General features: G+C 69.3%; 14 protein-coding genes and 2 tRNA genes. 11 read left to right on the forward strand and 5 right to left on the reverse strand.

Annotation, left to right across the window (positions count from 1 at the left end):
- Positions 1-4: 4 nt before the first annotated feature.
- Positions 5-220, reverse strand: a complete 216-nt coding sequence (locus ASE86_RS09570; RefSeq protein WP_056425169.1) for a hypothetical protein — start codon at positions 218-220, stop codon at positions 5-7.
- A 110-nt stretch (positions 221-330) separates the two neighbouring features.
- Between ASE86_RS09570 and ASE86_RS09575 the strand changes: the two genes are divergently transcribed.
- The 5 genes from ASE86_RS09575 (at position 331) to ASE86_RS09595 (ending at position 4,685) form a co-directional block, all read left to right on the forward strand.
- Positions 331-873 carry a (2Fe-2S)-binding protein gene (locus ASE86_RS09575; RefSeq protein ID WP_056425172.1) on the forward strand — a complete coding sequence of 181 codons (543 nt, stop codon included), beginning with the start codon at positions 331-333 and terminating at the stop codon, positions 871-873.
- 119 nt (positions 874-992) lie between these two features.
- Positions 993-1,979, forward strand: a complete 987-nt coding sequence (locus tag ASE86_RS09580; protein ID WP_056425175.1) for an RcnB family protein — start codon at positions 993-995, stop codon at positions 1,977-1,979.
- 74 nt (positions 1,980-2,053) lie between these two features.
- Positions 2,054-2,734 carry a prolyl hydroxylase family protein gene (locus tag ASE86_RS09585; protein ID WP_056425178.1) on the forward strand — a complete coding sequence of 227 codons (681 nt, stop codon included), beginning with the start codon at positions 2,054-2,056 and terminating at the stop codon, positions 2,732-2,734.
- Between the two features lie 13 nt (positions 2,735-2,747).
- Positions 2,748-4,502, forward strand: coding sequence for a single-stranded-DNA-specific exonuclease RecJ (gene recJ / locus ASE86_RS09590; RefSeq protein ID WP_056425180.1), 1,755 nt, complete (start codon positions 2,748-2,750; stop codon positions 4,500-4,502).
- A gap of 108 nt (positions 4,503-4,610) precedes the next feature.
- Positions 4,611-4,685 (forward strand) — tRNA-Glu (locus tag ASE86_RS09595).
- 263 nt (positions 4,686-4,948) lie between these two features.
- On the opposite strand, the gene ASE86_RS09600 is transcribed toward ASE86_RS09595, so the two are convergent.
- Positions 4,949-6,529, reverse strand: coding sequence for an aldehyde dehydrogenase (NADP(+)) (locus tag ASE86_RS09600; protein WP_056425183.1), 1,581 nt, complete (start codon positions 6,527-6,529; stop codon positions 4,949-4,951).
- A 72-nt stretch (positions 6,530-6,601) separates the two neighbouring features.
- Positions 6,602-8,104: a UxaA family hydrolase gene (locus ASE86_RS09605; RefSeq protein ID WP_056426966.1), complete on the reverse strand. Its 1,503-nt coding sequence runs from the start codon at positions 8,102-8,104 to the stop codon at positions 6,602-6,604.
- Between the two features lie 65 nt (positions 8,105-8,169).
- Here ASE86_RS09605 and uxaC point away from each other — a divergent pair, with 65 nt between their 5' ends.
- Together uxaC and ASE86_RS09615 are read left to right on the forward strand one after the other, a co-directional pair.
- The gene (gene uxaC / locus ASE86_RS09610) at positions 8,170-9,591 is read left to right on the forward strand and encodes a glucuronate isomerase (RefSeq protein WP_056426969.1); all 1,422 of its coding nucleotides are present in this window, start codon (positions 8,170-8,172) and stop codon (positions 9,589-9,591) included.
- The gene (locus tag ASE86_RS09615; RefSeq protein WP_056425189.1) at positions 9,588-10,991 is read left to right on the forward strand and encodes a mannitol dehydrogenase family protein; all 1,404 of its coding nucleotides are present in this window, start codon (positions 9,588-9,590) and stop codon (positions 10,989-10,991) included. The genes uxaC and ASE86_RS09615 overlap by 4 nt, the downstream gene beginning before the upstream one ends.
- Before the next feature lie 16 nt (positions 10,992-11,007).
- On the opposite strand, the gene ASE86_RS09620 is transcribed toward ASE86_RS09615, so the two are convergent.
- Together ASE86_RS09620 and ASE86_RS09625 are read right to left on the reverse strand one after the other, a co-directional pair.
- Positions 11,008-12,024: a LacI family DNA-binding transcriptional regulator gene (locus ASE86_RS09620; protein WP_056425197.1), complete on the reverse strand. Its 1,017-nt coding sequence runs from the start codon at positions 12,022-12,024 to the stop codon at positions 11,008-11,010.
- A 32-nt stretch (positions 12,025-12,056) separates the two neighbouring features.
- Positions 12,057-14,147: a malate synthase G gene (locus ASE86_RS09625; protein WP_056425200.1), complete on the reverse strand. Its 2,091-nt coding sequence runs from the start codon at positions 14,145-14,147 to the stop codon at positions 12,057-12,059.
- 89 nt (positions 14,148-14,236) lie between these two features.
- On the opposite strand from ASE86_RS09625, the gene ASE86_RS09630 reads away from it, so the two are divergent.
- The 4 genes from ASE86_RS09630 to ASE86_RS09645 all read left to right on the forward strand — a co-directional run bounded on the left by ASE86_RS09630 (position 14,237) and on the right by ASE86_RS09645 (position 19,016).
- Positions 14,237-15,127, forward strand: a complete 891-nt coding sequence (locus ASE86_RS09630; protein ID WP_056425203.1) for a LysR family transcriptional regulator — start codon at positions 14,237-14,239, stop codon at positions 15,125-15,127.
- A gap of 42 nt (positions 15,128-15,169) precedes the next feature.
- Positions 15,170-16,357, forward strand: coding sequence for a cation:proton antiporter (locus tag ASE86_RS09635; protein ID WP_056425205.1), 1,188 nt, complete (start codon positions 15,170-15,172; stop codon positions 16,355-16,357).
- A gap of 74 nt (positions 16,358-16,431) precedes the next feature.
- On the forward strand, positions 16,432-18,870 hold the full coding sequence (locus ASE86_RS09640) for a zinc-dependent metalloprotease (RefSeq protein WP_056425208.1): 2,439 nt from the start codon (positions 16,432-16,434) through the stop codon (positions 18,868-18,870).
- A gap of 69 nt (positions 18,871-18,939) precedes the next feature.
- Positions 18,940-19,016: transfer RNA gene (locus ASE86_RS09645), tRNA-Pro, on the forward strand.
- Positions 19,017-19,089 lie beyond the last annotated feature (73 nt).

The following is a 19,089-nucleotide window of genomic DNA, read 5'->3' on the forward strand; positions in this document are numbered from 1 at the left end:
ACGATCAATCCTCGTCCTCGGTCCGTTCCTCGTCGTCCGCGTCCAGGAGCGCGGGATCATCCTCATCGACGACGTCCAGGTCCTCGATCGCGATCGCGATGTCGTCGATCTGGTCCAGCGTCGCGCTGTACTCGGTCGTGTCGCCGTCCTCGTCCTCGACATGCAGGACATAGCCGTCGGCTTCCTGGGTAATGGAAAACTGGCTCAGCACCTTCGGCATCGTCGGCCTCCTTCGCTTGGACGTTTCTTCGCTAGGCTCGACAAACACCGTATCGCGCGACGCGTTCCGCCTTTCGCGCGCAGATGCGAGGCGGTAGGACGCGTCTTGCGATGACCCGTTTCACCGTCAACAACCAGCCGATCCAGTATGCGATGGATCCGACGACGCCGCTGCTGTTCGCGCTGCGCGACGCATCGAACCTGACCGGCACCAAATACGGCTGCGGCAGCGGCGATTGCGGCGCATGCACGGTCGATATCGACGGGCGCGCCGTGCGGTCCTGCACGGTGCAGATCGGCGCGCTGGAGGGCAGCTTCGTCACCACCATCGAAGGGCTGTCGCGCGACCGCAATCATCCGCTGCAACAGGCGTTCCTCGCCGCCAACCTCGTCCAGTGCGGATATTGCATTCCCGGCGTCGTCATGGCGGCCCAAGCGCTGCTGCGCGCCAACCGCAACCCGACCGAGGACGACATCCGGCGCGGCCTGACCAAACTGTGCCGCTGCGGCATTTATCCGCGCCTGGTCGATGCGGTCCTGCAAGCCGCGGCGATCGCGCGCGGGGACGAGACGCTGGACGCGGTCCCCTCGCCCGACATCGATCCGTCCGAGGCGGCGCGTGACGTGCCGGCGCTGTCACCCGTTGTCCGCTGACGGCATCGGCGTTTCCTGACAATATGCTTTCAGCCCAATTCAGCCACGGCTCACCTCCCCTGCCCTAATCCGGCATCATCGACGATGGGCCGGGGGACCGGCGAGTGGAGAGTTGGTCCATGAAGAAGTTCATTTTGTCCGCGCTGGTCGCGGCGACCGCGCTATCGCCGGTCCTGGCGAGCGCGCAGGAGTGGCAGGGCCGTCGCGGCGGTGCCGCTCGCGGCGATGGTGCACCGCAGGCCGATCGCCCAGCCCCGTCCCAGCGCCCCGAACGCAGCATGGATTCGTTCCAGCGGCCCGAACGTCCGCAGGGCGGCAATTTCGACCGCAACGCGATGCGCGGCCAGCGCGAGGCGGCGCGGGTGCAGGCGGAGGCGAGCGGCCAGACGTTCGATCGCGACGCCTTCCGCGCGCGGCGTGACGCCGCTCGTGCCCAGGCACAGGTGCAGGTCCAGGGTCAGGTCCAGCGCCCGAGCTTCGACCGCGAGGCGTTCCGCGCCCAGCGCGAGGCGGCGCGCGCGACCGGCGGCGCTTTCCAACGCCCGGACGGCTACGGCCAGGATCGCCGCGACGACCGCCAGGACTATCGACAGGAACGCCGTGAGGATCGTCGCGACCTGGCGCAGGGCCGCGTGACGCCGCAGCAGTATCGCCAAGACCGCCGCGACGATCGCCAGGATTTCCGCCAGGAACGCCGGGACGACCGCCGCGACTGGAATCGCGATACGCGCCGGAACGACGGGTATCGGGGCGGCACCCGGGACCGTGGCAACGACTGGAATCGCACCGGTCAGCGCTGGAACCGCGACTGGCGCAACGACCGCCGGTACGACTGGCAGGGCTGGCGCGGCAGCAACCGCTCCGCCTATCGCCTGCCGCGTTACTATCCGCCGCGGGGCTATAACTACGGCTACCAGCGCTTCGGCGTCGGCATCACGCTCGGCTCGATCCTGTTCCAGCAGAACTACTGGATCAACGATCCGTGGGATTACCGCCTGCCGCCAGCATACGGCCCGTATCGGTGGGTGCGGTACTATAACGACGCGATGCTCGTCGATATCGACTCGGGCCAGGTCGTGGACGTGATCTACGACATCTTTTGGTAAGCCACGCAAAACAGGGGCCGGCCGGCGACGGTCGGCCCCTTGCTTTTGCCGGCCGCGCACGCAATCTGCCCGGCATGGCCCGCCTTCCCGTCGACAACCCCGACCGTCCCTCGAGCGCCCGTGCCGCCATCGGCCGATCGGTCGCCGCACGGCTGGCGGCCAACCCGGCGGTCGAGCAGGTCGCGCTGCCGACCGCGCAGGTCTATTACCATCTCGACTTCGTGACCGACGCGGAATGCGACGCGCTGATCGGGCTGATCGACCGCCATCGCCGCCCCTCGACCCTGTTGTCGGACGCGCCCGATCCCGAATATCGCACCAGCGAGAGCTGCGACATGGATCGCTTCTCTCCGCTCGTCCGTCCGATCGACGAACGCATCGCCCACCTGCTCGGCATCGATCCGCCACATGGCGAAACGATGCAGGGCCAGCGCTATGCACCGGGCCAGCAGTTTCGTGCCCACCATGATTATTTCCAGGGCAGCCAGCCCTATTGGCAGCGCATGACGCAGGAAGGCGGTCAGCGCACCTGGACCGCGATGCTGTACCTGAACGAGGTCGAGGAAGGCGGCGCGACCTGGTTTCCGCAGGCCGGCATCAAGATCCCGCCGCGACGCCGGATGCTGCTCGCGTGGAATAACATGACCCCCGACGGCAGCCCCAACCCGATGACGCTCCACGAAGGCACCACCGTCACGGAGGGCACGAAGTACGTCGTCACCAAGTGGTTTCGCGAACAGCCGTGGTACCTGTGATCGGCGCCCGCGCGTGAGCCCGGTCCTGAACATCGACCGGTCGATCCTCGGCCAGCCGTGGCGCTGGCGGGGGCTGGCCGGTGACGTCGGCGGCGGCTTTGTGCCCGACGACCTGGTGACGCAGTTGCTGCTGTCGCGCGGCTGCCCGCGCGAGGCGCTGGAGGCGCACCGCAACCCCAGCATCCGCGGCTTCATGCCCGACCCGTCGATCTTCCGCGACATGGACCGCGCCGCCGAGCGGCTGGCCGACGCCGTGCAGGCGGGCGAAGCGGTGGCGGTGTTTGGCGACTACGACGTCGACGGTGCGACGTCCGCGGCACTCGTCATTCGCCTGCTGCGCGATCTCGGCCTGTCGCCCACCGCCTATATCCCAGACCGCATGATCGAGGGCTATGGCCCATCGGGCGTCGCCCTTCGGCGGCTCGGCGAACAGGGGGCCCGCCTGATCGTCACTGTCGATTGCGGCGCGCAGGCGTTCGAGGCCTTGCAGGACGCGCAGGACGCAGGGATCGACGTCGTCGTGGTCGATCACCACAAATGCGCCTCCGCCCTTCCCGTCGCGCACGCGCTGGTGAACCCCAACCGCCTCGACGAAGGCGAAGGCGCCGCGCACGGTCACCTCGCCGCGGTCGGCGTCGCCTTCCTGCTCGGCGCAGGCCTGATCCGGACGCTGCGCGATCGCGGGTTTTTCGCGAACCGCGCCGAGCCCAAGCTGCTCGACCTGCTCGATCTCGTCGCACTCGGCACCGTCGCCGATGTGGCGCAGTTGCGCGGCCTGAACCGTGCTTACGTCGCGCAAGGGTTGAAGGTCATGGCCAACCGCCGCAACCCCGGCATCGACGCGCTCATTACCGCCTCGCGCCTGACGCGGGCACCGACCGCGACCGACCTGGGCTTTGCACTGGGGCCGCGGATCAATGCCGGGGGCCGCGTCGGCAAGTCCGACCTCGGCGTCCGCCTGCTCACCACCGACGACCCGGACGAAGCCCGCGCGATTGCCGAGGAGCTCGACCGGCTGAACGAGGATCGCCGCGCGATCGAGCTCGGCGTCCAGACCGATGCCGACGCTCTGCTCGGCCACGATCGCCAGGTCGCGGTCGTCGCGGGCGCGGGGTGGCACCCCGGCGTCATCGGCATCGTCGCCGGGCGCCTGAAGGAGCGGCTCGGTCGCCCCGCGATCGTCATCGGGCTCGACGAACACGGCGTGGGCAAGGGTTCGGGCCGGTCGATCCCCGGCGTCGATCTTGGCGCCGCGGTCATGGCTGCCAGGGAGCACGGCCTGCTCGTGGCCGGCGGCGGGCACGCCATGGCAGCGGGTCTGACGATCGACGCCGACAAGGTCCCCGCCTTTGCCGATTTCCTGGAGGAGCGCCTGGCCGAAACAGTCGTCCGCGCATCCGAGAACCGCGCGCTCCTGCTCGACGCCGTCCTCGCGCCTGCAGGCGTGTCACCCGACCTGGTCGAGGCGCTGGAGGCCGGTGGCCCCTACGGCATGGGCTGGCCCTCTCCCCGCGTCGCCGCCGGGCCCGTACGGATCGTGAAGGCGAGCGTGGTGGGTAACGGCCACGTCCGCGCGATCGTCGCCGGGAACGACGGCCGCAGCCTGAAGGCGATGGCCTTCCGCGCCGCCGACACCGCACTCGGCGCTGCCCTGCTCGGCGCCCCGCCCCACCGCCGCCTGTGGCTCGCCGGCCGCGCCAAGATCGACGACTGGTCGAGCAGCCGCGCAGCCGAGCTCCACATCGACGACGCCGCCTGGGCCGACTGACCCCGCCGACGGGCCCCGCCGATTGACCGCGATGGCGCACAAAAGCCGCACAAACACTGTTGACCCCCGCCGCGTCCTTGCCTAACGGAGCGCAGCCCACGGCGACGTGGCCCCTTCGTCTAGCGGTTAGGACGCGGCCCTTTCACGGCTGAAGCACGGGTTCGATTCCCGTAGGGGTCACCATTTTCTGAAATGGCGGTTAGAGATCAGCTCGCGTCAGATTGACCGCGTGGCCGATCAGCGCGAGCCGTTGTTACGCCCAGGTTTGGCGGGTACGATTGTGTCGACCGTCCTCGCTGAGAAGCGTCTTAATCTCACCGCCAACATAGCCAATCCGTGCGTAGCGGCAGGTGACCGGACGAGGTCGCGACGACCGCGTCCACAAGCCAGTGGACGCGAGGAACGACTAGGACCCGTCGATGTCGGCCGCGTCGCGCGGTCACGGATCAGCGTGGTGCGGTCTCGCGGCTCCCGTCCATGCGACGGGTGAAGCGCCACGGGTTGGCATCCGTCACCGCAGGCGGCAGCAGGTCCTGCGCCAGGTTCTGGAAGCAGACCGGGCGCACAAAGCGTTCGATCGCGGCAGTGCCGACGCTGGTCGTGCGGCCATCGCTTGTCGCCGGGAACGGCCCGCCGTGGACCATTGCCGGCGCGACCTCGACTCCGGTCGGCCAGCCGTTGGCTAGGACACGACCGGCACGGCGGGCAGCGACGGGGACGATCCGCGCCGCGTCGGCGGTATCGCCGACGTCCATCTGCAGCGTGATCGTCAGCTGGCCCTCGATGGCGCCGAGGACGAGGGCGATCTCGTCCATATCGCGGCACCGTACGACGACGGAGGACGATCCGAACACCTCATGACCGAGTGCCGCATCGGCCAGGAAAACCTCGCCCGTCGTCTCGAAAAGCGCGCCGACCGCCTGGTTGACGCCGTCGCCGATGCACCCGCGCGCAACCGTGTGCACCGCGTCGTGATCGGCCAGTGCCTTGACGCCGGAATCGAAGCTGTTGTGGATGCTGGGCGTCAGCATGGTTGCGGGCGCGCTCTTGCTCAGCGCCTCGCCCGCCGCGGCGACAAACGCATCCAGTTCCGGTGAATCGATCGCGAGCAGCAACCCGGGGTTGGTGCAGAACTGCCCCGCCCCCATCGTCAGCGACTGAACGAAACCTTCCGCCAGCGCCGTCCCACGTGCCGCCAGTGCGGCCGGGAACAGGACGACCGGATTGATGCTCGACATCTCGGCATAGACCGGGATGGGTTCCTTGCGCGCATTGGCGATGGCGACCAGCGCCAGCCCGCCGCCGCGCGAGCCGGTGAAGCCGACCGCGCGGATGTTCGGGTCGGCGACAAGCGCACTGCCCAGATCGTTGGTCTCGCCCGGCAGGTAGGAGAATGTGCCCTCGGGCAGGCCGCAGCGCGCCACGGCGGCACGGATCGCGCGCGCGACCAGTTCGCCGGTCCCGGGGTGCGCGGGGTGGCCCTTCACGACGACCGGGCAACCCGCCGCGAGCGCCGAGGCAGTGTCGCCACCGGCGACCGAAAAGGCGAGCGGGAAGTTGGATGCCCCGAACACCGCGACCGGCCCGATGGCCAGGTTGACGCGCCGCATGTCCGGGCGCGGCAGCGGCGCGCGATCGGGCATCGCGGGGTCGATCGTGGCGTCCAGATAATCACCGCGCCGCACGACATCGGCGAACAGGCGCAACTGGCCGACGGTACGTCCCCGCTCCCCCTCCAGCCGGGCACGCGGCAGACCGGATTCCTGCATCGCACGCGCGATCAGCGGATCGCCGATAGAGAGGATGTCTTCCGCGATCGCCTCGAGGAAGCGCGCGCGATCTTCGGGGGTCGTCGCCGCATAGGCCGGGAAGGCGACTTCGGCGAGCGCACAGGCTTCCGCTGCGTCCTTCGGCGTGGCGGACGAGAAGTCGCCGGAAATGGTCTCGCCGACGCTCGGGTCGATCGCCTGGAACCGCACGGGCGCCTGGCGCGCCGTGGCTCCGATCAGCATGCTTCCGTCAATCACGCGCAATCTCCCGAACTCGTCCGTCGCGGCTCTAGCGGGCGCGCCGACGGCCTGTCCACAATCATGTCTGAGTTATAGGGTGACGCCGCGCTTCCAGATGCCGATCGCGCGCTCGTCGTTGGTTTCGTTACGGGTCGGCGTGCCGCTGGCGACGGCCAGGATGCGATCGAGCAGCGTCGCGGCCCCGACCTCCATTCCCTGGTCGAGTACGACGCTGGCATCGAAGTCGATCCAGTTGACCTTACGCTCGGCCAGCGCCGCGTTGGAGGCGATCTTCATCGTCGGCACCGGACTGCCGAGCGGCGTGCCCCGGCCGGTCGAGAACAGGGTGATCGTCGCGCCCGCCGCGGCAAGTGCCGTCGTGGACACCGCGTCGTTGCCCGGCGACTCCAGGATCGTCAGCCCGGCACGCGTCACGCGGCCGCCGTAGTCGATCACGTCGGCGACCGTCGCCAAGCCGCCCTTCTGCACGGCGCCGAGTGACTTTTCCTCCAGCGTGGTGATCCCGCCGGCGATGTTTCCGGGGCTCGGGTTCTCCGACACGGGTTCGCCGTGGTCGAGGAAATAGCGTTTGAAGCGGTTCACGACGGTGCTCAGCCGATCGAACACCTCCTCGCTTTCGGCTCGCTGGAGCAGCAGTCCTTCCGCGCCGAACATCTCAGGGATTTCGGTCAGGATCGCCGTACCACCCGCTTGCGTCACCGCATCCGCCATGCGGCCGATCAGGGGATTGGCGGTCAGGCCGCTCATCGCGTCCGACCCGCCGCATTTCACGCCCAGGCGCAGCGCCGACAGCGGCACCTGCGTCCGCGTATCGGTCGCCATGATGCCGAGCAGCCGGTCGATCGCCGCCATGCCGGCCGCGAATTCGTCGCTCTCGCCCTGCGCGCGGACCGCGATCAGCCGGTCATGGCGTTCGGCCGGGATGCGCGCGAGCAGGTCGTCGAGCTGGTTGGACTCGCACCCCAGACCCAGCACCAGCACGCCGCCTGCATTGGGGTTCTGCGAGAGCGCCGCCAGAATCGCTGCGGTCCCGTCGAGATCGGCACCCAGCTGCGAACAGCCGAACGGATGATTGAAGGCGTGAACGCCATCGACACGGCCCGCCGCCCGTGCCGCAGCCGCGGTCGCCAGTCGCTCGCCGAGCCGGCCGACACAGCCGACGGTCGGCACGATCCACAGCTCGTTGCGCGTCCCGACGGTGCCGTCGGCACGTTGGTATCCACGAAACGTCCTGGCAGCGTAGACGTCGGAATGACGCGGCGTCGCCGGCGCGGTGAAGCTGTAATCGAGCTCGCCCGTTAGCGCCGTCGCGACATTGTGGCTGTGGACATGATCGCCCGCTACGATGTCGCGGGTGGCAACCCCGATCGGCGCGCGGTAACGGCGTACCGGTGCGCCAGTCGCCACCGCGCGCACCGCAAACTTGTGCCCGGCCGGCACGGCTTCGCGCAGGACGATCGCGTCCTCCCCGACCCGTACCGCCTCGCCCGCCGGCAACGCTTCCAACGCCACCGCCACGTCGTCCTCTGCCGCCACGCGCACGGCGCGCGGCCGATCCAATTCGTCGATCATGGGGCGGAAATACGCCATTGCCACCGCTGGCACAAGTCGATACCCCGACCGCCGAGGAGAGTGATGTGCGCCCGCTGACCCTGAATCCCGACCGCCTGCTGCCTGTCGACCCCACGACCCGGTCGATCGCGCGCGACTTGTACGCCAGCGTCGCCGACCTGCCGATCATCAGCCCACACGGCCATACCGACCCCGCCTGGTTTGCGACCGACGCGCCGTGGAGCAACGCGACCGAGCTGCTGCTGGCGCCGGACCATTACCTCTATCGGATGCTGTATTCGCAGGGGCTGTCGCTGGATGCGCTGGGCGTTCCGGACAAGGGCGGCACGCCCGCGACCGATCCGCGCTCAGCATGGGCGACGTTTGCCGCGCACTATCATCTGTTCCGCGGCACGCCGTCGCGGATGTGGCTAGACCACGCCTTTGCGACCGTGTTCGGCATCGACGTGGCGCTGGAGCCAGCGAGCGCAGACCTGTATTTCGACCGCGTCGGCGAGGCGCTGGCAACGCCCGCATTCCGACCGCGCGCGCTGTTCGACCGCTTCGGCATCGAACTGCTCGCGACGACCGAGGGCGCCGACGACCCGCTGGAGCATCACGCTGCAATTCGGGCGTCGGGCTGGCAGGGCCGCGTCGTCACCACCTATCGCCCTGATTCGGTGATCGACGCCGAGCACGAGGCCTTCCGCCCCGCCCTCGCCCGCTTCGCCGAGCTGACCGGCGAGGACGTCGAAGGCTGGTCGGGCTATCTCGCCGCGCACGCCAAGCGTCGCGCCGACTTCCGTGCCGCCGGGGCAACCGCGACCGACCATGGCTTTGCGACCGCACAGACTGCGAACCTGTCGACGCCGGAGTGCGAGGCGCTGTTCGGCCGGATCATCGCCGGCACCGCCGACGCCGCGGATGCCGAGCTGTTCCGCGCGCAGATGCTGACCGAAATGGCCAAGATGAGCGTCGACGACGGGATGACGATGCAGATCCATCCCGGATCGTATCGCAACCACAACGCCGGCCTGTTCGCGACCCACGGCCGCGACAAGGGCGCCGACATCCCGACGCGCACCGACTATGTCCGCGCCCTCAAGCCTATGCTCGACGTGGTTGGAACCGAACGCGACCTGACGATCATCCTCTTCACGCTGGACGAGAGCACGTACGCGCGCGAACTGGCCCCCCTCGCCGGGCATTACCCGTGCCTGAAGCTGGGGCCGGCATGGTGGTTCCACGACAGCCCGGAGGGGATGCGCCGCTTCCGCGAGATGACGACCGAAACCGCCGGTTTCTACAACACGGTCGGCTTCAATGACGACACCCGCGCCTTCCTGTCGATCCCCGCCCGCCACGACGTGGCACGCCGGATCGACTGCGGTTTCCTGGCGCGCCTCGTCGCCGAACACCGGCTGGAGGATTGGGAAGCGGCGGAGCTCGCCTACGACCTGACCAACGGCCTTGTCCGCAAGGCCTACGGGCTGGAGACGCCGGCATGACTCGGCTGTCGAACGCGACGATCGGTCAGGTTCGGGCAGGAGTCGCCACGCCGGGGTACGACCGCGCGGCGGTGAAGGCGGGTGTCGTCCACCTCGGTCCCGGCGCCTTCCACCGCGCGCATCAGGCCGCAGCGTTCGACGCGCTGCTGGCGCACGATCCGCGCTGGGGCATCACCGGGGTCAGCCTGAATTCGACGTCGGTCGCCGACGCGCTCAACCCGCAGGACGGGCTCTACACGCTCGCGCTGCTCGACGAGGAGGTGTCGTACCGGATCATCGGATCGATCGGCCATATCCTGACCGCGCACAGCGACGCTGCGGTGCTGGCGGCGCTTGCCGGCGCGGACACGCGGATCATCAGCCTGACGGTGACCGAAAAGGGCTATTGCCTCGCCGGCGACGGTACGCTCGACATGGCGCATCCCGGCATCGTCCGCGACCTGAAGGGCGGGATACCGACGACGGCGATCGGCTGGATCGTTGCCGGGCTCGCCGAGCGCAAGCGGCAGGGCCTGCCCGGCGTCACGGTGCTGTCGTGCGACAACCTATCGGGCAACGGCCGCAAGCTGGAGGCCGCGGTCCGCGCCTTTGCCGAGGCCCGCGATGGCGACACCGCGCGGTGGATCGAGGATCACGTCCGCTTCCCCAACGCGATGGTCGATTCGATCACCCCCGCAACCGACGACGCGCTGCGCGCCTGCGTGAGCGCCGCGATCGGGCTGGAGGACGCCTGGCCGATCCAGCGCGAGGGTTTCACGCAGTGGGTGATCGAGGATGATTTCGCGGGCGACCGCCCCGAACTCGACCGCGCGGGAGCCACCTTCACCACCGAGGTGCACGGTTATGAAGCCGCCAAGCTGCGCCTGCTGAACGGCCCGCATTCGACACTTGCCTATCTCGGGCTCGGCGTGGGCCACGCGAGCGTTGCCGGAGCGATGGCCGACCCGAAGCTTGCGGCCTTCGTCGAGAGGCTGATGCGCGAGGACATCGCGCTATCGCTGACGCCGCCCGTGGGACTGGACGTGGACGCCTATATCTTGGCGATCCTCAAGCGCTTCGCCAACCCCGCGATCGAACACACGCTGGCGCAGATCGCGTGGGACGGATCGCAGAAGCTGCCCTACCGCATCCTCGACACGACCCGCGACGCGCTGGCGGCGGGGCGGCCGATCGACCGGCTCGCGGTTCCGATCGCCGCATGGCTGCGCTTCATCGAGCGCGCGGCGGCGGCGGGCGAGCGGATCACCGATCCGCTGGCCGACCGACTAATGGCGGCGGGGGGTGACTGGCACGCGATCCTGGAAATGCGCGAGGTTTTCGGCGACTTGCCGAGCGATTCCCGGTTCGTGGCGGCGGTGGAAAAGGCGCACGCGGCGCTGGCCGATCCGAACGGTTACTGAACGCACGACAATCCGGTCAGGCCGAAGGCGCCGGTCCCGAGGACTCGCCCTCGACCAACACCAACCGCGCGGTGAGCGGCGTGTCGTCGCCCCCACCTTCGATGATGTCGAGCAATCTCGTCGTGGCCGAAGCGGCCATGTCGGCGAGCGGGCGATGGACCGATGTCAGCGCCGGCGTCAGCATCCGCGCGAGCATACTGCCGTCGAAGCCGACCACCGACAGCTCACGCGGAACCACGATCCCCCGCGCCGCCGCCGCCTTCAGCACGCCCGCCGCCATTACGTCGTTCACCGCGAAGATCGCGGTCGGTCGCGGATCGCTGTCCAGAAGGGACACCCCCGCCGCATGTCCTGCGTCGAAGCCATAGTCGCCGGCCGCTTCGATGACCTCCAGGCCCTGTGCCGCTCCCAGGAACCCGGCCCGCCGCTCCTGCGCCGACTGCGCATCCAGCGGGCCATTCACCAGGCCGACCCGGCGATGCCCCAGGCCCCGCAGATACCGCGCGACCTCCGCCGCCGCCCCGCGTTCGTCGGACACCAGCATGTCGGGAAAGCCGGCGATCTCGACCGCCGCCATCGCGACCGCCGGGATGCCCGCGACGGCCAGGTGGTCGGCCAGGCCGGGGATGCCCGACACCGGCGCCATCACCACCAGCCCGTCGACCCGCGACCGCGCGACGAAATCGAGGATGTCGTCAACGACCTCGGCCGTTTCGGCGGGGGTGGGATGCACGACCAGTTCATAGCCGCGCGCCGATGCCGCCTCGACCACCCCGCGTTGCAACGTGTCGAGCACCAGCGCATTGCGATCGTTGTGCAGCAGCGCGATCAGGTACGACCGCCCTGTCGCCAACCCCCGCGCCCGCGCGCTGCGGCGGAAGCCGAGCGACGCGATGATCTCCTCCACCCGCTCGCGCGTTTCCGCATTCACCTTTGGCGACCGGTTGAGCACGCGCGACACGGTGCGGATCGACACGCCGGCAGACGCCGCGACATCGCGAATGGTCGAGCCGGAGGCGGGACGGGAAGCCATCGCCAACCGTGCTACCGCCCCCCGCCCCGCCGTCAAGCCGCCGCCTTCGCCTCGGCACGATAGCGGTGCAGCAACGGTTCGGTGTAGCCGTTGGGCTGGTCGAGCCCGTCGAACACCAGGGCCTTTGCCGCGCGCATCGCGACCCCGTCGCTACCGGCAAGCGGGCGATATGCCGGGTCGCCCGCGTTCTGCGCATCGACCTTTGCCGCCATCCGCTCGAACGCCGCCAGCACCTGGTCGCGCGTGACGACGCCGTGCAGCAACCAGTTGGCGATATGCTGCGACGAGATGCGCAGCGTCGCACGATCCTCCATCAGACCGACGTCGTGGATGTCGGGCACCTTCGAGCAGCCGACGCCCTGATCGACCCAGCGGACGACATAGCCGAGCAGGCCCTGAACGTTATTGTCGAGTTCGGCGGCGACCTCCTCAGCACTCCAGCTCCGCCCGGCGGCCAGCGGGATCGTGAGCAACCGGTCGAGCGACGCGACGGGTTCGCTCGCCCGTGCTTGCTGGCGTTCGGCGACATCGACCGCGTGGTAATGCGTCGCGTGCAGCGTCGCCGCTGTCGGGCTAGGCACCCAGGCGGCCGTCGCGCCGCTGGTCGGATGCGCGATCTTTTGCGCGAGCATATCGGCCATCCGGTCGGGTGCCGCCCACATGCCCTTGCCGATCTGCCCCCTGCCCGACAGGCCGCAGGCGAGGCCGATCTGGACATTGCGATCCTCATAGGCCGCGATCCAGTCCGCCGCCTTCATGTCGCCCTTGCGCAGCATCGCGCCGGCCAGCATCGATGTGTGGAGTTCGTCGCCGGTGCGATCTAGGAAGCCGGTGTTGATGAAGACAATGCGGTCGCGGACCGCATGGATGCAGGCGGCGAGATTGGCCGATGTGCGCCGTTCCTCGTCCATTACGCCGACCTTGATCGTGTGGCGCGGCAGGTCGAGCAGATCCTCGACCGCATCGAACAGGCGGTCGGTGAACCCAGCCTCTTCGGGTCCGTGCATCTTGGGCTTCACGATGTAGATCGCGCCGACGCGGCTGTTCGCCCGGGCGCCCCGCAGGTCGTGGAGCGCGATCAGGCTGGTGACGATCGCGTCGAGGATGCCCTCCGGTGCCTCGCTGCCGTCCGCCAGCCGGACGGCGGGCGTCGTCATCAGGTGACCGACGTTGCGCACGAACATCAGGCTGCGGCCGGGCAGCACGATCTCGCTGCCATCGGGGGCGGTGTAGCGCCGGTCCTCGGCCAGTCGCCGCGTTGCCCGTCGTCCGCCCTTGTCGAACGTCGCGGTCAGGTCGCCACGCATCAGGCCCAGCCAGTTGGCGTACGCCGCGATCTTGTCCTCGGCATCGACCGCCGCGACCGAATCCTCCAGGTCGGCGATCGTGCTGAGCGCGGATTCGAGAACGACGTCGGCCAGCCCGGAAGGATCGTCGCGGCCGATCGGGTGGGTGCGATCGATGACCAGTTCGATGTGCAGGCCGTGATGGCGCAGCAGGATGGTGTCGCCCGCACGACCGACCAGTTGGTTCGGGTCCGCAAGCTCGAAATCACCGCCCGTCCAGGCGGCCCACGACCCGCTCGCCAACGGGACGCTGCGATCGAGGAACGCCTTTGCCCACGCGATGACCTTTGCCCCACGGGCCGGGTCGTAGCTGCCACTCGCCGGCGCAGGATCGATCGTGTCGGTGCCGTACAGCGCATCGTACAGGCTGCCCCAGCGCGCATTGGCGGCGTTCAGCAGGAAGCGGGCGTTTAGGATCGGGACGACCAGCTGCGGCCCTGCCAGCGTCGCGACTTCGGCATCGACCGCGCCGGTCGAGACGGTGAACGCCGCCGGCTCGTCGGCCAGATAACCGATGTCGCGTAGGAACGCGTGGTCGGCCGCTGCATCGACCGGCGTGCCGGCACGGCCCCGATGCCAATCGTCGATTGCGGCCTGCATCCGGTCGCGGGTCGCGAGCAAATCGCGGTTTTCGGGCGCAAAGCGAGCGAAAACGTCCGCCACGCCGGACCAGAACCGGTCGGGCGCGACACCGGTGCCCGGTAGCGCTTCGTCCTCAAGGAACGCGGCGAGCGGCTCGGCGACCTTCAGCCCCGCACAATCCCGATACCCGTCCATCACCGTCTCCTTCGCGGCCAGAAATAGACTACCAGCCACCGTTGCGGTAGCGACGAAGATGTTCACAAAGTTTTTCCCGAGAAGAAACAATGAACCCGGACTACGCCCTGTTCGCCACCGTCGTCGACAGCGGCAGCCTGTCCGCTGCGGCGCGGGCGCTTCGCATTTCCCCGGCGATGGTGTCGAAGCGGCTCGCGCGGCTGGAGACACGACTGGGCGTCCGCCTGCTCCATCGCACCACGCGTCGGCTGGCACTCACCCCGCCCGGCGAGCGCTTTCACGCGGATGTCATCGCCATCCTGGCCGCCATGCGCACGGCAGAGGAGCGGCTGACCGGCATTCGCGACGTACCGAGCGGCCCGTTGCGCGTGTCCGCACCGACATCGTTCGGGCGGCTGCACATCGCGCCGTCGCTCCACCGGTTCCTCGCCCGCTACCCGAGCGTCGACCTGCATGTCGACCTGACCGATGCGGCCGCCGACCTGTTCGGCGGGCGCATCGACCTGGCGGTGCGGATCACCGCCGACGTGCCGGCCAGCGTCGTCGCGCACCGCCTGGCCGCCAACCGCCGGTTACTGTGTGCGAGCCCGACCTATTTCGCCACATATGGGACGCCCGACGATATCGCCGATCTGGCGCGGCACCGCCTGCTCGCCGCTGCGGGCCAGTCGCCCTGGCGCCTCGCCCACGGCCGCCAGCGCCGCACGGTCGATGTCGCGAGCGTGGTCGAGACGAATTCGAGCGAACTGGTCCGCGAACTTGCGCTCAGCGGCGTCGGTATCGCGCTGCGATCATTGTGGGACGTCGGTGAGGCGCTGGCCGACGGTCGCCTGGTTCGCGTGCTGCCCGACTGGTCCGGCCCGGACGACCTCGCCATCTATGCGCTGCATCCCCGCGCGCCGTCCGTCCCGGCCGCGGTAACTGCATTCATCGACTTCCTGCGCGAGACGTTCGACCCGCCGCCATGGGAAGCCGCTTGATCGAACGACCGCGAAACGCAAAGAACAGCGCCGGGGGGACGCATGAACACGACCGAGATTTTCCTGATCGCAATCCTGGTGATCTTCAGCGTGCCGTACCTGATCTGGCGCGTCGGCCGGACCGATTACTGGGCGCCGCTGGTCGTGGTGCAGATCCTGTGCGGCATCCTGCTCGGCCCCGGCGTGCTGGGCGCGGCCTTTCCCTCGGCCTATGCGCACGTCTTTTCCGCCCCGGTCATCGCCGCTCTGAACGGCATTGCGTGGTGGGCGGTGATGCTGTTCGTGTGGGTCGCCGGTATCGAGCTCGACCTGCACCAGGCATGGGCGAAACGGCGCGAGACGAGCATCACCGCGGGCCTGGCGCTCGGCGCGCCGCTGATCGCTGGCGCCGCCGCCGCGGTCGTCCTGCTGCGCTGGCCGGGCTGGGCGGGGCCGACCGCGCAAAGCTGGCAGGTCGTGCTCGGCATCGGGATGGCGTGCGCCGTCACCGCGCTCCCCATCCTCATCCTGCTGATGGAAAAGCTGGACATCCTGCGCGAGCCGCTCGGCCAGCGCATCCTGCGCTATGCCAGCGCCGACGACATCGCGATCTGGGGCGTGCTGGCGCTCATCCTGCTCGACTGGAACCGGATCGGCCGTCAGCTCGGCTTCCTGATCGTCTTTGCGGTCGCCGCCGTGCTGATACGGATGCTGATGCGCCGCCTTGCCAAGGCCGACCGCTGGTATGTCGGCGTGATCTGGCTCGCCGCCTGCGGGTTCGGCGCGGACTGGTCGGGATTGCACTACATGGTCGGCGCGTTCTTGGCGGGTGCGGTACTCGATGCCGACTGGTTCGAGCTGAAGGCGATGGACGCGTTCCGCGCGAACATCCTGCTGGTCGTGATGCCGGTGTTCTTCCTCTCGACAGGGCTGAAGACCAGTTGGGAAACAGGCGGCCCGGTCGTTTTCGCCGCCGCCACACTGCTGCTCGCCGCCAGCGTCGGCGGTAAGCTTGCCGGGGTCCATCTGGCCGGGCGCATCCTGAAATGGCCGCGGCGCGAGACGCACATCATCGGCTGGCTGTTGCAGACCAAGGCACTGATTATGATCATCTTCGCCAACATCCTCCTCGACAAGGGGATCATCACCAGCGCGACCTTCACCGCGCTGTTGCTGATGGCGGTGGTGAGCACGATGCTGACGACGCCCATCGTCACACCGATGTTGCGGCGGCTGCGCAGCGAAGGATAGCCGCCGCGCCTTGCCGCCCCGGAGCGCCGCCGCCATAGTCTGCGACGCATAACGACAAGCGGGAACGGGCGGGCATGGCTTTCAGGATATCGGTCTCGCTCCTGGCGCTCGCCCTCACCGCGCCCGCCGTCGCGCAGGATCGTTCGTCCGTCGCTGTATCGCGGGATGCGCCGCTGCTGCGGATCGATGCCGATCAGGCGACGGGCAGGATCCTGCTCACCCTGCCCCGCCCCGACGCGGACGGTGTCGCCGGGCGCTATCTCTACACCCCGGCACTGCGATCCGGGCTCGGCGCCGCGCCGACCTCGCTCGACCGCGGCAAGATCGGCGAGACCCAGCTCATCGCGTTCCGCCGCATCGGCAAGAAAATCGCGGTGCAGTACGAGAACCCCCGCTTCCGCGTGCCCAACCGCCCCGACGTGCGCTCGCCCGACTTCGCCACCTCTGTCGTCTGGATGGGCGAGATCGACCACACCAATCCGGACGGCACCATCGTCGTGGACATCGCCCCGTTCCTCGCCAGCGACACGCTGGGCGTCGCCGAGGCGCTCGGGCAAGAGGGCGGCAGCCTGGGCGGTGGGGCCGCGCAAGGGGCGGGCCGCGGGTTCAAGCTCGACGCCGCGCTGTCCGCCGCCGACCCCGCATCGGCAAAGGCATTCCCGCGCAACGTCGAGATCGACTCGCTCCAGACCTTCACCTCCGACACACCCGGTGCGGAGGTCGGCAACATCCTGCCCGAGCCGCGCCGCGTCACGCTGGCCGTCCACCACAGCTTCATGGCCCTGCCCGAGCCAGGCTACGTCCCCCGCCGCGCCGACCCGCGCGTGACCGGCTTCGCGACGCAGGCGGTCGATTACGGCGTGCCGCTCGGCCAGGACGTCGTCTTCGACCTCGCCAACCGCTTTCGCCTGGAAAAGACCGATCCCGGCGCCCTGCGCTCGCGCGTGAAACAGCCTATCGTCTGGTATGTCGACCCCGCCGCGCCCGAACCGATCCGCAGCGCGCTGATCGAAGGGGCCAGCTGGTGGAAAGCCGGCTTCGACGCCGCCGGCTACATCGATGCGTTCGACGTGCGCGTGCTGCCGGATGGCGCCGATCCGCTGGATGCCCGCTACAGCATGATCACCTGGGTCGATCGCGCCACCCGCGGCTGGGCGTACGGGCAGCAGGTGACCGACCCGCGCACCGGCGAGATCCTGCGCGGCATGGTCGTACTCGGCTCCGAACGCGCGCGGCAGGACATCCAGATCTTCCAGGGGCTGGTCGACGCCGCGCTGACCGGCACCGGGGGCCCTAACGACCCCGCGCAGGTCGCCATCGCCCGCCTGCGCCAGCTCGCCGCGCACGAGGTCGGCCATTCGATCGGCTTCGCGCACAACTTCGCCGCCAGCACGCAGGGCCGCGCGTCGGTCATGGACTATCCCCCGCCCCGCATCGGGCTGGTCGACGGCAAGCCTGACCTGTCCGACGCGTACGGCACGGGCCTCGGCGGGTGGGACATGGCGACCGTCGACTGGCTGTACGGCGACGATGCGACCGCCGAGGCAAAGGCCGCCGCGATCGCCGCGAAGGGCTGGCGCTACGTCCCCGACGACAATGCTCGCCGCGCAGACACCGCGCAGCCGTGGGGCGGGTTGTGGGACGATGGCGCCGATCCGGTCGCCGAGCTTGATCGGCTGATGACCGTCCGTCGCGCCGCGATCGACCGATTCGGCGAACGCAACCTGCTGCCCGGTGAGCCGGTGTCGACGCTGCGCCGCCGCTTCGTGCCGATCTACCTGCTCCACCGCTATCAGTTGGTCGCGGCGGCAAAGTCGGTCGGCGGGGTCGATTTCGCCTATACGGTGAAGGGCGATCCGCGCGGCGCGCCAAAGGCGGTTCCGGCCGCCACCCAACGCGCCGCCATCGCCGCCGTCCTGCGCACCATCAGCCCCGACGCGCTGCGCCTGCCGCCCGCGCTGCCGCTCCTGCTGTCGGCCCCGCGCAACGGCACCGGCAACCGCCAATTCGACATCGAGCTGTTCAACACCGCCGGCGGCCCGGTGTTCGACCCGCTGGTCGCGGCCGACACCGCGACGCAATTGACGCTCGGCACGCTGCTGGCGCCTGGCCGGTTGCAGCGCCTGGAGGCGCAACACGCGATCGACCCGACGATGCCCGGGGTCACTGGATTGCTGGACGCGATCGAAGCAGCGACGCTCCGCACCTACGCCACCCCCCTCAGCCGCCGCATCGCGACCCGCGCGGTGATCGCGATGGCCCAGGCCTCGCACAACGGCGCAACTCCGCCCGAAGCCGCCGCCATGCTCAGCGACCGCGTCCACCGCGTCGCCACGCGTCTGGCAAAGCCCGTCGCCACTGGCGACGAAGCCGCCTGGGCTGCCGGCCTGTCCCGCCAATTGCTCGATCCGCAGACGCTCGCGACCCTAATCGCCGAACGCCCGCGCACGCCCGACGTCCCGCCCGGCGATCCGATCGGTGACACCGACTGGATGGGCCCGCTCGGACGATAGGATGGCCGAAGTCTTTATCTCGCCGGACGGTTGCGCCACCCGACCACCTCCGCTAGGCCGCCCCCGCGTCGGGGAGTGGCGCAGTCTGGTAGCGCGCCTGCTTTGGGAGCAGGATGTCGCAGGTTCGAATCCTGTCTCCCCGACCACTTTATCTCCAGATCGACGGATTTCCGCCACTTTGCATGGGCGTACGATGCGCGCCGGTCCCATGACCGACAC

The organism is Sphingomonas sp. Leaf33, from assembly GCF_001421785.1.
Lineage (GTDB): Bacteria > Pseudomonadota > Alphaproteobacteria > Sphingomonadales > Sphingomonadaceae > Sphingomonas.